10 protein-coding genes are annotated in these 14,626 nt (G+C 71.7%); 6 read left to right on the top strand and 4 right to left on the bottom strand.

What is annotated here, in order from left to right:
• Positions 1-338: 338 nt before the first annotated feature.
• The 6 genes from xylB to ACZ32T_RS13875 all read left to right on the top strand — a co-directional run bounded on the left by xylB (position 339) and on the right by ACZ32T_RS13875 (position 8,880).
• Positions 339-1,820, top strand: coding sequence for a xylulokinase (gene xylB, locus ACZ32T_RS13900; protein WP_467366975.1), 1,482 nt, complete (start codon positions 339-341; stop codon positions 1,818-1,820).
• 71 nt (positions 1,821-1,891) lie between these two features.
• Positions 1,892-3,169 carry a VWA domain-containing protein gene (locus ACZ32T_RS13895; RefSeq protein ID WP_467366973.1) on the top strand — a complete coding sequence of 426 codons (1,278 nt, stop codon included), beginning with the start codon at positions 1,892-1,894 and terminating at the stop codon, positions 3,167-3,169.
• Positions 3,169-3,993 carry a hypothetical protein gene (locus ACZ32T_RS13890; RefSeq protein WP_467366971.1) on the top strand — a complete coding sequence of 275 codons (825 nt, stop codon included), beginning with the start codon at positions 3,169-3,171 and terminating at the stop codon, positions 3,991-3,993. Before ACZ32T_RS13895 ends, ACZ32T_RS13890 begins: the two co-directional genes overlap by 1 nt.
• 141 nt (positions 3,994-4,134) lie before the next feature.
• The gene (locus ACZ32T_RS13885; protein WP_467366969.1) at positions 4,135-5,502 is read left to right on the top strand and encodes a cytochrome P450; all 1,368 of its coding nucleotides are present in this window, start codon (positions 4,135-4,137) and stop codon (positions 5,500-5,502) included.
• A gap of 99 nt (positions 5,503-5,601) precedes the next feature.
• On the top strand, positions 5,602-7,491 hold the full coding sequence (locus ACZ32T_RS13880) for an ABC transporter ATP-binding protein (RefSeq protein ID WP_467270086.1): 1,890 nt from the start codon (positions 5,602-5,604) through the stop codon (positions 7,489-7,491).
• 192 nt (positions 7,492-7,683) lie between these two features.
• The gene (locus ACZ32T_RS13875; protein WP_467270084.1) at positions 7,684-8,880 is read left to right on the top strand and encodes a low temperature requirement protein A; all 1,197 of its coding nucleotides are present in this window, start codon (positions 7,684-7,686) and stop codon (positions 8,878-8,880) included.
• 102 nt (positions 8,881-8,982) lie between these two features.
• On the opposite strand, the gene ACZ32T_RS13870 is transcribed toward ACZ32T_RS13875, so the two are convergent.
• From ACZ32T_RS13870 to ACZ32T_RS13855, 4 genes are read right to left on the bottom strand one after another with little or no spacing between them, the layout of a single operon-like run.
• The gene (locus tag ACZ32T_RS13870; protein ID WP_467270082.1) at positions 8,983-9,966 is read right to left on the bottom strand and encodes an ABC transporter substrate-binding protein; all 984 of its coding nucleotides are present in this window, start codon (positions 9,964-9,966) and stop codon (positions 8,983-8,985) included.
• Position 9,967: 1 nt separating this feature from the next.
• A complete protein-coding gene (locus tag ACZ32T_RS13865) occupies positions 9,968-11,950 on the bottom strand; it encodes an ABC transporter permease (RefSeq protein WP_467366967.1) in 1,983 nt (660 codons plus the stop codon).
• Positions 11,950-13,002 carry a quaternary amine ABC transporter ATP-binding protein gene (locus ACZ32T_RS13860; protein ID WP_467366965.1) on the bottom strand — a complete coding sequence of 351 codons (1,053 nt, stop codon included), beginning with the start codon at positions 13,000-13,002 and terminating at the stop codon, positions 11,950-11,952. The genes ACZ32T_RS13865 and ACZ32T_RS13860 overlap by 1 nt, the downstream gene beginning before the upstream one ends.
• Positions 12,999-14,570: a GMC family oxidoreductase gene (locus ACZ32T_RS13855; protein WP_467366963.1), complete on the bottom strand. Its 1,572-nt coding sequence runs from the start codon at positions 14,568-14,570 to the stop codon at positions 12,999-13,001. Before ACZ32T_RS13855 ends, ACZ32T_RS13860 begins: the two co-directional genes overlap by 4 nt.
• Positions 14,571-14,626: the final 56 nt, after the last annotated feature.

The following is a 14,626-nucleotide window of genomic DNA, read 5'->3' as shown; positions in this document are numbered from 1 at the left end:
TCGACCGGGTCCAGCGCGGGACGCGTCGCGTCACCGAACGGGTCGTTGCCACGCCAGCCCACGGTCCAGAGACCGAAGGTGAACCTGTCCGCGGGAGTGGGGGTGAAGCGATCCGTCATGATGTGTCCGCCTTCGCCTGCCTGGGGTCCGGAGCCGTCGCCAGTACCCGAACCTATTTGTTCACTGACATGATTAATTATGCACACGGCACCGCGTGGACGTAACCCCCCGGAGGTGAAACGGGGGCCGCCTCTGTTCCGGACGCCACCGATCACGTAATTTGTTTGTCGCACTCCCAAAACCCGCACCGCCGGAAACCGCACGAGAAGAGGTAGCCCATGCCGCCGCGTACCGTCGTCATCGGCGTGGACAGCTCCACCCAGTCCACGAAGGCCGCAGTCACGGACACCGAGACCGGTGAGCTGCTGGCCGTCGGCCGCGCCCAGCACGTCGTCACCGGTGAGGGCGGGGCACGCGAGACCGACCCCGAGGTCTGGTGGCGGGCGCTGTGCGACGCCGTGGCGGCCGGGCTGAAGGAGTCCGGTCTCTCCGCGTCCTGCGTCATCGGGATCGCCGTCGCGGGTCAGCAGCACGGACTCGTGGCCCTCGACCGGGCCGGCCGCCCGCTGCGCCCCGCGCTCCTGTGGAACGACACGCGTTCCGCGCCCCAGGCCGCCGCGCTCGTCGCCGAGCTGAGCGGTCCCGAGGCGTGGACCGCGCGCACGGGCACGGTGCCCGTCGCCTCCATGACCGCGACGAAGTGGCGGTGGCTGCGCGAGAACGAGCCGGCGAACGCCGACGCGACGGCCTCCGTGCGGCTGCCCCACGACTTCCTCACGGAGCGGCTCGCGGGCGTCGCCGCGACGGACCCGGGCGACGCGTCGGGCACCTGCTGGTACTCCACCGCCACGGGCGCCTACGACCCGGAACTGCTGGACCGGCTCGGCCTGGACCTCTCCATGCTGCCCGAGGTCGCGGCGACAGGCGGGACCCGGATCGGCTCCCTCACAGAGTCCGCTGCGCAGGCGCTCGGCCTGCCGGCCGGGATCGCGGTCGCGGCCGGCACCGGCGACAACATGAGCGCCGCGGTGGGTCTCGGCCTGGGCGGGGAGGGGCTGCTTGACCATCCGGTCCTGAGCCTCGGCACCTCCGGCACGGTCTTCGCCGCCTCCCGGACCCGTCCGGCGTCCACGGCCCTCTCCGGCTTCGCCGCCGCCGACGGTACGTACCTCCCGCTGGCCTGCACCCTCAACTGCACCCTGGCCGTCGACAAGGTGGCCTCCCTGCTGGGGCTGCACCGCGACGACGCGACGCCGGGCGGTGAGGCCGTCCTCCTCCCGTACCTCGACGGGGAGCGCACCCCTGACCTGCCCACCTCCTCCGGGCTCCTCACCGGGCTCCGGCACGACACCACACCGCAGCAGCTGCTGGGCGCGGCGTACGAGGGCGCTGCCTTCACCATCCTGCGGGCGCTCGACGAGCTTCTGCTGGCCTGCGGCCTCGACCCGGCCGACCCCGAGGTCGCGGGCCGGCCACTGCGGCTTATCGGCGGCGGCGCCCAGGGCCGCACCTGGGTGGAGACCGTACGCCGGCTCTCCGGCCGGCCCCTGATCGTGCCGGGCAGCGGCGAACTGGTCGCACTGGGCGCGGCAGCCCTGGCCGCCTCCGCGGCGGGCGGCGGCGACCCGGTCGCCATCGCCACGCGCTGGAACGCCACGTCGGACGACGCCGAACTCCCGCCCTCGGAACGGGACACCGAGACCTGGGAGCGCGTCGGTTCGGTGCTGGACAAGGCCGCGGAGCCTCTGCTCGGCGGATGAGGCCGGACCCCGAAATCGCGTCCGGCGCACGCGTTTTGGGGATGGCCGCGGATCTTCAATAGGATCCGGCGATGATCATAAGAAAACGGCTGACGGCCGGGGTGTGCGTCCTGCTCGCCACCCTGGCCGCCGGGCTCGGCACCGCCCTTCCGGCCGCCGCAGACGAACCCTCCACCGCCGCGTCACCCAAGGTGGAACTGGTCCTTGACGTCAGCGGCTCCATGCGCGCCCGCGACATCGACGGCGAGTCCCGTATATCCGCCGCCAAGCAGGCGTTCAACGACGTCCTGGACGCGGTGCCCGAGGAGGTGGAGCTCGGCATCCGTACACTCGGCGCCGACTACCCCGGTGACGACCGGAAGGTCGGCTGCAAGGACACCAAGCAGCTCTACCCCGTCGGTCCGCTGGACCGTACCGAGGCCAAGACCGCCGTCGCCACCCTGACGCCGACCGGCTGGACACCGATCGGTCCCGCCCTGCTCGGTGCCGCCGACGACCTCGAGGGCGGCGACGCCACCCGGCGGATCGTCCTGATCACCGACGGCGAGGACACCTGCGGCCCGCTCGACCCGTGCGAGGTCGCGCGCGACATCGCCGCCCGGGGGATCCACCTGGTCATCGACACGCTGGGCCTGGTGCCGAACGCCAAGATCCGCCAGCAGCTGACCTGCATCGCCGAGGCCACCGGCGGCACCTACACGGCGGTCCAGCACACCGACGAACTCTCGGGGCGCGTCAAGCAGTTGGTGGACCGTGCCGCGGAGCCCGTCATCACCCCCGTGGCGACCGAGGGAGCGGGCAGCTGCTCCGCGGCCCCGGAGCTGAAGGCCGGGCTCTACACCGACCGCCAGGAGATCGGCAAGCACCGCTGGTACCGGGTGGACGTCCTGCCCGGCCAGGAGTTGCGCGCCTCGGTGAGCGTGGCGGCGGACCGCGCCGTGAACGACGACTACGGGATCCTGCTGCGCGCGGTGACCGCCCACGGACGCGAGATCGTCCGGGGCTCGGAGTCCGGCACGGGGCGTACGGACGCCGTCTCCACCGGGCTGCGTTACCCGAAGCCCGAACAGGACGACGCGGACTCCGATGTGAAGCCCGCCGCCGAGGCCGTCTGTCTCCAGCTCAGCAACTCCTTCTCGGCGCCCCCGTCCGTGAAGACCACCCCCGGCATGCCCGTCGAGCTCACCATCGACGTCGTGGACGCTCCCGACGACCCTTCCGACGTCGCCGCCTTCGGCCTGGGCCGTGGCTGGTGGCTGCTGGGCGTCATGGTGCTGACCGGACTGATCGCGGGTCTGCTGTTCGGCTGGATCTCGCGCTGGCGCGTTGCCGTATGGAGGACCAACTGATGCGTACCACCCGCAGAACCACCTTCGGACGCGCGTGCGCGGGCGCTCTCCTGGCCGCCGTCACCCTGCTCACCTCGGCGGGCGCCGCCGCCGCCGACGATCCGTCCGCGAGCGCGAGCCCCGCGGAGGACGGGACGGCGGGACCGACCGAGGCCGGCACCACGTTCCGCACCGCCACGGCGATGCGCCAGGAGCAGACGGCCACCGCCGACGCCTCCACGGGGGACTACCTCTACTGGTCGTTCCCCGCGGACTCCGGCGAGCGCCCCACCGTCCGGGCGAAGGTGAGCCTTCCGGAGAGCGCCACCCGGCACGGCGCGTCGACCTGGCAGGTCGACGTCTACGACGGGCTCCGCCGCCGGCAGGCCTGCATGTACGGCCACCAGACCAGGAAGGCGGCACCGGACGCGGGCACCGTCGAGCTGTCCTGCGTCCTGCGTACGGTCCGCGCCTGGTCCGAGCCGTGGGCGTCCGACCCGCTGCCCGGCACCTACTACGTGCGTCTGACGGTGGTCGGCCTGGCCGAGGAGGACCTCGGTCTTCCCGTACACGTCGAGACCGAGGTCGCCTCCGACGGCCAGGGCGGCGCCCATGACGTGGGCGGCTCCCTCGCCGAACCCCTGGTGCCGGGCATCTCCGTCACCTCCGCACAGGGCGGCGTCCCGGCCGCCGGCGAGCCGGAGGACGGCTGGTCCTCCGGATGGTGGACCGACCGCTGGCTGTGGACCGTCGGCGGAGGTGTACTCGCGGCGCTGGCCGCGGTGTTCGGTCACGGGCTCACCCGCGGCGGCGGACGTCCTTCGCGGGTCCCGCCGGGGGTCTGATCGCGCAGCGCCGGATCCGAGGGCCGCAGGCGACACCGCCTGCGGCCCTCGGGCACACCAGGATCCCGCTCGAACCCATGGCCGACTGCCGTTAGGCTCTGCAACTCACGTACTGCGCACGGCAGATGACGGGAGACCCTCATGTCCACGGAAACCGGTGCGGCCCTCGACGCCCAGCCGCGCGGCCACCGGATCGTCCAGGGGCCGAGGGGCCTCCCTCTGCTCGGGAGCCTGCCTCAGTTCGGCAAGGACCCCCTGGCCTTCTTCGAGCGGCTGCGCGGATACGGGGACATGGTCCGCTGGCGCTTCGGCCGCAACGACTGCGTCTTCGTCGCCGATCCCGGGTGCGTCGGGGAACTGCTCACCGAGACGGAACGCACCTTCGACCAGCCGCTGCTGGGCATCGCCTTCCGTACGGTCATGGGCAACGGCGTCGTCGTCGCGCGCGGCACCGACTGGCGGCGCAAGCGGTCGCTGGTCCAGCCCTCGGTGCGGCCCAAGCAGGTGAAGTCGTACGCCTCCACGATGGCGGCGTGCGCGGTGGAGCTGGCCGACACCTGGTCGGGCGGTGAACGCGTCGACATCAAGCGGGAGATGGCGGCGCTGACGCAGAGGATCGCGGTCCGCACCATCTTCGGGGTGGACACCCCGGCCGACGCTGAGTCGATGGGCCGCGCGATGGACATCGCCCAGCAGGAGATCGGCAAGGAGTTCAGCGGCCTCGGCGCCGTCCTGCCCGACTGGGTGCCCACACCCGGGCGGGCCAGGATCAGGAAGGCCGCGGCGGTGATCGACGCCGAGGTGGCCCGCGTGGTGGCCCGGCACCGCGACGGGGACGGGGAGCGACCCGACCTGCTCAGCCGGCTGCTGACCGCGGTGGACGAGACCGGGGCCCACCTCTCCGACCAGGAGATCCGCGACGAGACCGTCACGCTCTACATCGGCGGCCACGAGACGACCAGTTCCACGCTGGTGTGGGCCTGGTACCTCCTCTCCCGCACTCCGCACGCCCTGGCGGCGCTCACCGAGGAGCTGGACCGGGTCCTCGGCGACCGGGAGCCGGGGATCGACGACTACGCCCGGCTGCCGTACGCCCAGGCGGTGGTGAAGGAGACGCTCCGGCTGTATCCGACGATCTGGCTGGTCACCGGGATCGCCAAGGAGGGGGCCCGGATCGGCGGCGTGCCGATGCCGGAAGGCACGCGGGTGTGGAGCAGCCAGTGGGCCACGCACCGGGACGAACGGTGGTTCCCGGAGCCCGAGGCGTTCCGCCCGGAGCGCTGGGACGCGAAGGCCGGGGACGACATCCCGGAGTACGCCTGGTTCCCGTTCGGCGGCGGGCCCCGGGTCTGCCTCGGTACGCGCTTCGCGATGGTGGAGTCGGTGCTGATCCTCGCCGTCCTGGCGCGCCGGTTCCGGCTGGAGGTGGACCCGGGCCCCGTCGCTCCCGTGCCGACGCTGACCCTGCAGCCCGACCGGGAGGTCATGGCGACCGTACGGGCGCGCTGAACGCGCCGACGGGTGAAGCCGGCCGGGAACACTTGACCTCAGGTTTACTTGAGGTCCTAGCGTGCCACGCATACCGACCGACTTTCCCGGAGGCACCGCATGGACATGGAAGTCACCGCGTGGCATTCACTGCACAGCACCGTGAACGCGCAGCAGGACCGCAGACCCCTCTCCCGCGCCACGCTGCGCCGCATCGGACGTTTCGCCCGGCCGCACCGGGACAGGATTCTCCGCTTCCTGCTCCTCAGCGTGGTCACCGCTCTGCTGGCGGTGGCCACACCGGTGCTCGCCGGACGGGTCGTCGACGCGATCGTGCGGGGCGAGGAGGGCGGGACGGTCACCCGGCTCGCCCTGCTGATCGCCCTGATCGCCGTCGCCGAGGCGGGGCTCGGGCTTCTCACCCGGTGGCTCTCGGCCACCCTCGGCGAGGGGCTGATCCTCGATCTGCGTACCGCCGTCTTCGACCATGTGCAGCGCATGCCCGTCGCCTTCTTCACCCGCACCAGGACCGGTGCGCTGGTCAGCCGGCTCAACAACGACGTGATCGGCGCCCAGCGGGCGTTCAGCAACACGCTCTCCGGCGTCGTCTCCAATCTCGTCACCCTGCTGCTGACCCTGGCCGTGATGCTCACGATCTCCTGGCAGATCACCCTGCTCGCCCTGGTACTGCTGCCGGTGTTCGTCGTCCCCGCCCGCCGGATGGGTTCGCGCATGGCCGGTCTCCAGCGGGAGGCCGCCGGCCACAACGCCACCATGGGAACCCAGATGACCGAGCGCTTCTCGGCGCCGGGCGCGACCCTCATCAAGCTCTTCGGACGGCCTGCCGAGGAGTCCGCCGAATTCGCCGCCCGCGCGGGCCGGGTGCGTGACATCGGCATCCGCACGGCGATGCTCCAGTCCACCTTCATCACGGCGCTCACCCTGGTCTCGGCGCTGGCCCTCGCACTGGTCTACGGGCTCGGCGGCTACTACGCGCTGCGCGGCAGCCTGGAGCCCGGGGCGATCGTCGCGCTGGCCCTGCTCCTCACCCGGCTCTACGCCCCCCTCACGGCACTGGCAGGGGCCCGGGTCGAGGTGATGAGCGCCCTGGTCAGCTTCGAGCGGGTCTTCGAGATCCTCGACCTGAAGCCGTTGATCACCGAGAAGCCCGACGCCCGCCGGGTGCCGGACGGGCCGGTCTCCGTGGAGTTCGACGGGGTCTCCTTCGGCTACCCCACCGCCGACAAGGTCTCCCTCGCCTCGCTCGAAGAGGTCGCCACGCTGGACTCCGGGGGCGGCGCACAGGTGCTGCACGACGTCTCCTTCACAGCCGGTCCGGGCCGGATGGTCGCACTCGTGGGCTCCTCCGGAGCCGGGAAGTCGACGATCGCGCAGCTCCTCCCCCGGCTTTACGACGCCGACGCGGGCGCCGTGCGGCTGAACGGGGTGGACGTACGCGATCTGACGGCCGACTCGATCCGGGAGACGCTCGGCATGGTCACCCAGGACGGGCACCTCTTCCACGAGTCGGTGCGCGCCAATCTGCTGCTCGCCCGGCCGGAGGCCACCGAGGAGGAGATCTGGGACGCATTGCGGCGCTCCCGCCTGGACGGCCTGGTGGCGTCGCTGCCCGAGGGACTGGACACCGTCGTCGGCGAGCGTGGCTACCGCCTCTCCGGAGGCGAACGCCAGCGGCTCACCATCGCCAGGCTGCTGCTGGCCCGTCAGCGGGTGGTGATCCTCGACGAGGCGACCGCCCACCTGGACTCCACCTCGGAGGCGGCCGTCCAGGAGGCACTGGCCGAGGCGCTGGAGGGCCGTACGGCCGTGGTCATCGCGCACCGGCTGTCGACGGTGCGGGCAGCGGATCTGATCCTGGTCGTCGAGGAAGGCCGGGTCGTCGAACGCGGCACGCACGAGGAACTGCTGGCCGCCGGCGGGCGGTACGAGGAGCTGCACCGCACGCAGTTCGAACGGCCGGGGGCCACGGAGGACCACGCCGTGCGCTGACGGGAGTCCGGACACGGACCCGCCGGTCGCCCCCCTGCGTTGCGTGCTCGCGGCGCCCGCTCGTAACGTTGCCGGTGTCCGTCGAGCCGACCGACCAGGCCGGTGGCCTGCGCGGTCGGCGTCGACAGGCCCGGCCGCCCGGGGACCGGCCGGACCTGAAACGTCTCCCCCACCGCTGAGAACCGGGTAAGAATGAGTCAGTCACACCCCGCCAAGGGCGCATGGCACCGGCCGATGGTCGCCCGCCACACCGGTGAGGAACACCGCACGGCCACCACGCTCGAGCTGTTCTTCGACCTGTGCTTCGTCGCCGCTGTAGCCCAGGCCTCGCTGGCCTTCGAGCACGAACTCGCCGAAGGCCACTTCGGCGACGGGGTCCTCGGCTACGCCATGGTGTTCTTCGCCATCTGGTGGGCGTGGATGAACTTCACCTGGTTCGCCTCCGCCTACGACACCGACGACGTCCCGTACCGGCTGCTGACACTCGTTCAGATCACCGGTGCGCTCATCCTGGCGGCCGGTGCGGCCGACGCCCTCCAGAACAACGACTTCGCCGTCATCACATGGGGCTACGTGGTCATGCGGCTGGCCATGGTCACCCAGTGGCTGCGGGCCGCCCGCTCGGACACCGAACGGCGGCGGTCCTGTGTGCGCTACGCGGTCGGCATCCTGATCGTGCAGGTCGGCTGGGTCGGCCGCCTGGCGCTGCCGGAGGACTGGGGTCTGCCGTCGTTCGCCGTCCTGGTCCTGGCCGAGATCGCCGTCCCCGTGTGGGCCGAGAAGGCGGCCATGACCACCTGGCACCCTCATCACATCGCCGAGCGGTACGGTCTGTTCACCCTCATCGTGCTCGGCGAGACCATCACCGCGGCCACCCTCGCCGTCCGGACCGCCCTCGACGACGAGGCGGCGCTCGGTGACATCGCGACCCTGGTCGTCGGCGGCGTCGTGACCGTGTTCGCCCTGTGGTGGCTCTACTTCTCCCAGAACGCCCCCCGGAAGCTCACCGGCCTCCGGTCCGCGATCCTCTGGGGTTACGGCCACTACGCCGTCTTCGCCTCGGCCGCCGCGGTCGGCGCCGGTCTCGCGGTCAACGTCGCCCACGCCACCGGCCACGGCCACCTCTCCGACCACGCCGCCGCGGCCACCTTCACCATCCCCGTGGCCGTCTTCGTGACCCTGGTGTGGCTGCTGCACCACCGCGCGGACGAACTCCGCAGCCGTAACGACCTCATCCACCCGGTGGCCGTCCTCGCCGTACTGGCCATGACGTTCACCCCGCTCCCGGTGCTCACCACCGGTCTCCTGGCCGCCGCGCTGGTCGCCGCGACGCTGATGGTGGCGGCGCGTGCGCGCGGCGGGGCGGGTCTCGCGAGCGAGGGATCCTAGGAAGAGCACGGCCCGCACGCGGGCCGAGGTTCCCCGACGCCTGTCAGCCGCCGCGGCAGGTGCCGCGGCGGCTGACGGGGGCGGAAGGTGTCCCGGCTCAGATCACTCTTCCAGCCACTTCTTCCAGGTGGCCGGGTGCTTCTCGATCCAGCGGGCTGCCGCCTCGTCGGGGGTCAGGCGTTCGGAGGCGATCAGTTCGGAGACCTCGTTCTGGTCCTTCTCCGACCACGTGAACTTCTTCAGGAAGGCGGCGGCGTCCCCGCCACGCTTCGAGAAGTCCGCGTTGAGGTACTTCTGGAGCGGTGTCGTCGGGTAGGCGCAGTCGATGTCCGCGGGGTCCTTGGCCGCGCAGGCGTCGGAGTACTCCGGGAGCTCGACCTCGACCATCGGCACCTCGTTGAACAGCCACTGCGGCTGGTACCAGTAGCTGAGGAAGGGCTTCTTCTCCTTGGCGAACTGCTGCATCTGCGTGATCTGCGCGGCCTCGGAGCCGGCGAAGACGACCTTGTAGTCCAGGCCGAGGTTCTTCACCAGCGCCTTGTCGTTGGTGACGTAGGACGGTGAACCGTCCATCAGCTGGCCCTTGTCGCCGCTCTCCGCGGTGCGCAGCTCGTCGGCGTACTTGTCGAGGTTCTTCCAGTCCGTGACGTCAGGGTGCTCGTCCGCCCAGTACTTGGGGACGTACCAGCCGATGTGGCCCGTGACTCCGAGGTCTCCCCCGGAGACGATGGTCTTCTTGTCCTTGACGTACAGCTGTTCCTGGTCGGGGTGGCCCCAGTCCTCCAGGATGGCGTCCACCCGGCCCTGGCTGAGGGCGTCCCAGGCGGGGACCTCGTCGGTCTGGACGAGGTCGACGCGGTAGCCGAGTTCGTCCTCCAGGATCTTCTGCGCGACGGCGACGTTGGCCTGCGCGCCGACCCAGGACTGGACGGAGAGGGTCACCGTCTTGATGTCGGCGGGGGCCGCGAACGGTGAGGCCTGCTTGGTCATGTCGGCCGCTCCGCAGCCGGTGACGGCCAGCAGCGCGCCGGCGGAGGCGACGATCGCGGATGTACGGAGGCGGGCGCGGGTACGGGTGCGAGCCATGTCAGCTCTCCTTCCGCTGGCGGCGGGCGGTGGGCTGGGTGACGCGGTCCAGCATCAGCCCCAGGCAGACGATGGCGGCGCCCGCGACGAGGCCGGTGGCCAGGTCGCCCTGGGCGAGGCCGAACACGACCTCGTAGCCGAGTGCTCCGGAGCCGACGAGACCGCCGATGATGACGACCGCGAGGACCAGGACGACGCCCTGGTTGACGGCCAGCAGCAGGGCGGGCCTGGCCAGCGGGATCTGGACCTGGCGCAGTTGCTGGCCGCTGGTGGCGCCGAGCGAGCGGGCGCACTCCATCGCGGCGGGGTCGACGCCCCGCAGTCCCTGGGTGGTGATGCGGACGACGGCGGGGAGCGCGTAGACGACGGCCGCCGCGGCGGCGGGGGCGCGGCCGACGCCGAAGAGGGCGACGACCGGGATGAGGTAGACGAACTGCGGCATCGTCTGGAAGACGTCCAGGACGGGTCGCAGCAGCGTTTCGAGGCGCCTGCTGCGCGCGGCGCCGACGGCGATGCCGAAGCCCAGGACCAGGGTGACGGCGACGGCGGCGATGACCTGGCTGAGGGTGTCCATCGACAGGTCCCACACGCCGAGGACCCCGATGGCGGCCATGGCCAGCACGGCGGTGAGTGCGGTCCGCCAGGTGCCGATGGTCCAGGCGAGGGCGGCGACGATCAGCAGTACGCCCCACCAGGGCAGGCCCTGCAGTCCGCTGCGGAGCGGGTTGAGGATCCAGTTGGTGAAGTGCGCGGCCCAGTCGGCGGTGCCGCCGATGACGGGGATGCCGGTGTAGAGGTGGTCGACCATCCAGTCCTTGGCCGTGTTGACCGGTTCCGCGATGGCGACGATGCCGCCTTCGGGCCAGATGCGGCCACCCGTGAAGCGGCCCACGACGGCTACGGCGGCGGCGGCGAGGGCGGCGAGCCCCCAGCCGCGTGCCCCGCGCAGCGCCTGTGGACCGGTGGGTTCCGTACCGATCTTCCGGCCGGCCGCCTCGGTCGTGCGGTCCAGCACGACGGCCAGCAGCACGATGGGGATGCCCGCCGCGAGCGCGGCGCCGACGTCGACGGAGGAGAGCGCCTGGTAGACGCGGTCGCCGAGGCCGCCGGCTCCGATCACGGAAGCGATGACGGCCATGGACAGCGCCATCATGATGGTCTGGTTGAGGCCGAGGAGCAGTTCCTTGCGGGCCAGCGGCAGGCGCGCGCTGAGCAGGCGCTGCCTGCCGGTCGCGCCGAGCGAGGCGACGGCCTCCATGACGCCCGCGTCGGCGCCGCGCAGTCCGAGTGCGGTGAGCCGGGCCATCGGCGGAGCCGCGTAGACGACGGTCGCGAGGACCGCGCCGGGCACGCCGATGCCGAAGACCAGCACGACGGGCAGCAGATAGGCGAAGGCGGGCAGCACCTGCATGGTGTCCAGGACGGGGCGCAGGACACGGAACGTACGGTCCGAGAGGCCGGCGGCGAGTCCCAGGAGGAGCCCCAGCACCACGGAGGTCAGGACCGCGACGGTCATCAGGGCGAGGGTCTGCATGGTCGGCACCCACATGCCGAGCAGCCCGCAGACGAGGAAGGAGGCGCCGGCGGTCAGCGCGAGGCGCCATCCCGCCGTACGCCAGGCGACGAGCGCGGCGACGGCGGTGACGCCGGCCCAGCCGAGTGCGAGCAGTGCCAGGTAGACCCCGCGCACCGACAGGACGACGGCGTTGCTGATGTGGCCGAAGAAGTAGAGGAACAGCGGGTGGCTGTCACGGTTGCCGATGATCCAGTCGTTGACCTCGCCGAGCGGACCGCTCAGGTCGACGGTCAGGGCGCCGGGCCAGAGTCCGCCGCCCCAGCGGGCGTGCGCGAAGGGTACGGCGACGGCGGCGATCACCAGCAGCAGGAGGATCTTGCCGAGGGCGGGCCTGGCGCGCAGGGCGGCGAGGGGGCCGCTCCCCGGGGGTCCGGACGCGGTACGGGTGGTGGCTTGGGCGGTGGCCATCAGACAGCCACCTCGCGGGGCTCCGAACCCGCGACCACGTCGAGCAGGCACGCGTGGTCGACGACTCCGAGCAGCCTGCCGCCCTCCATGACGCGGGCTACCGGGTCGCCGGAGCGGGCGACGGCCTCGATGGCTTCGGAGACGGTGGCGCCCGGCCGGACGGCGGGACCGGTGTCGCCCTCGCCGGCGGTCGGCGGGCGCATGGCGGTGCTGACGGTGAGGACCTGTTCGCGCGGGACGTCCCGGACGAATTCGCGTACGTAGTCGTCGGCGGGCGAGCCGACGATCTCCTCGGGGGTACCGAGCTGGACGATGCCGCCGTCGCGCATCAGCGCGATGCGGGTACCCAGGCGGAGCGCCTCGCTGAGGTCGTGCGTGATGAAGACCATCGTGCGGCCCTCCTCGCGGTGCAGCCGGACGACCTCGTCCTGCATCTCGCGCCGGATCAGCGGGTCGAGCGCGCTGAACGGTTCGTCGAAGAGGAGGACGGACGGGTCGACGGCGAGTGCGCGGGCGAGGCCGACGCGCTGCTGCTGACCGCCGGAGAGCTGGGCGGGGCGGCGGTCCTCGAGGCCCGCGAGGCCGACCTTCTCGACCAGTCCGGCGGCCTTGGCCCGGCGTTCGGCCTTGCCGAGGCCCTGGATCTCCAGCCCGTAGGCGACGTTGTCGAGGACGGTGCGGTGCGGGAGCAGTCCGAAGTGCTGGAAGACCATCGCGGCGCGGTGGCGGCGCAGTTCGCGCAGCCGGGTGGTGTCCATGGCCAGGACGTCCTCGCCGTCGATGGCGAGGGAACCGCTGGTGGGCTCGATGAGCCTGGTCAGACAGCGTACGAGGGTGGACTTGCCGGAGCCCGACAGGCCCATGACGACGAAGACCTCGCCCTTCCGGACGTCGAAGGAGACGTCGCGCACGGCGGCGGTGCAGCCGGTGCGCTCGCGCAGTTCGGCGGGGGGCAGAGCGGCGTACTCACTGCCGGGGATGCGGTCGGCCTTGGGACCGAAGACCTTCCAGAGGTCCTTGACGCTGAACACAGGGGTACTGGCTTCGGTCATCGGACATCGCCTCCGGTGGTCGGGGTCGCTCGGATCAGCTCGGCGCACTTCTCGCCCACCATCAGCACGCCGATCATGGGGTTCACCGCGGGCATGGCGGGGAAGACGGACGCGTCGGCGATCCGGATGCCCTCCAGGCCCTGGATCCGCAACTGGGGGTCGACGACGGCCGCCGGGTCGCCCTCGGCGCCGATCCGGCAGGTGCCGGCCGGGTGGTAGACGGTGTGCGCGACCTTGCGGGCGTATTCGCTGATGTCCTCGTCGGACGTGACCTCCGGACCCGGGCACACCTCGCGCTTGAGCCAGTGGGCCAGCGGTTCGGTCTTCGCTATCTCGCGGGCGAGCTTGATGCCGTCGACCAGGGTGCGGCCGTCGTAGTCGTCCTCGTCGGTGAAGTAGCGGAAGTCCAGGGCCGGTTTGACCTCGGGGTCGGCGCTGGTGAGGTAGAGGCGGCCGCGGCTGCGCGGCTTGGGGATGTTCGGGGTCATCGACACACCGTGCTCGGGCCTCTCGTAGCCGAGGCGCTCCGGGTTGTCGGTGAAGGGGATCTGGTAGAAGTGGAACATCAGGTCGGGGCCCCGGGACCCGGGGTCGCGCCGCACGAACAGGCCCGCGTCGGAGTCCATGGCGGAGTTCTCCGGGATGGGCCCGTCGGTCTCCCAGACGATGACCGACTCGGGGTGGTCGAGCAGGTTCTCGCCGACTCCCGGTGCGTCGTGGAGGACGGGGATACCGAGCGCGGTGAGGTCCTTCGCCGGGCCGATCCCGGAGTGCATCAGCAGCCGGGGCGTGTCCACCGCGCCCGCGCAGACGATGACTTCACGGGCGGCGCGCAGCAGCCTCTCCTCGCCGTCCTTGGTGCGTACGTGCACTCCGGTGGCCCGGTTGCCGTCGAACTCCAGGCGGTACGCCCATGTCTCCAGCAGGATCGAGAGGTTGGGGCGGTCACCGGCCTCGATGTGCGGGTGGAGGTAGGCGACGGATGCGGAGGAACGCTTGTTGTTCTCCGGGTGGTAGGCCAGGTCGAAGAAGCCGGCGCCCTCGTGGAAGGGCTTCTTGTTGAAGCTGTCCACGCGCGGGACACCGGCCGCCGCCTGAGCGGCGTCGACGAAGTCGCGGGCGATGGCGTTCCGGTCCTTCTCGTCGACGGGCACGATGTTGTTGCGCAGCCGGGCGAAGTAGGGGTCCATCGCGGCGGCGTCCCAGCCGTCGGCACCGGCCTCGGCCCACTCGTCCCAGTCTCCGGGCAGCGGCTTGAAGCTGATCAGCGTGTTGTGCGAGGAGCAGCCGCCGAGGACGCGGGCGCGGCTGTGCCGTATGTGGGAGTTGCCGCGGGGCTGTTCGGTGGTGGGGTAGTCGTAGTCGAGGTCGCCGCCGAGAAGGCCGAGCCAGCGGCGGAGGGTGAGGACGTCCTCGCGGTCGATGTCGGTGGGGCCGCCCTCGATGACGGTGACCGTGACGTCGGGGTCCTCGGTGAGGCGGGAGGCTATGACCGAGCCGGCGGTGCCGCCTCCGACGATCACGTAGTCGACAGGTTCGGGGCGTGCGGTGCTGGGGGACGGGGGCATCGGTTGCTCCTTCTGCAAGGTGCTGGCGTGTGCGTGGTGCTGCGAACAGCGGGGCG

It is taken from the genome of Streptomyces sp. NPDC023573 (assembly GCF_055559735.1).
The sequence above is the reverse complement of the archived record's forward strand: the minus strand, read 5'-3'. Positions and strand labels throughout refer to the sequence as shown.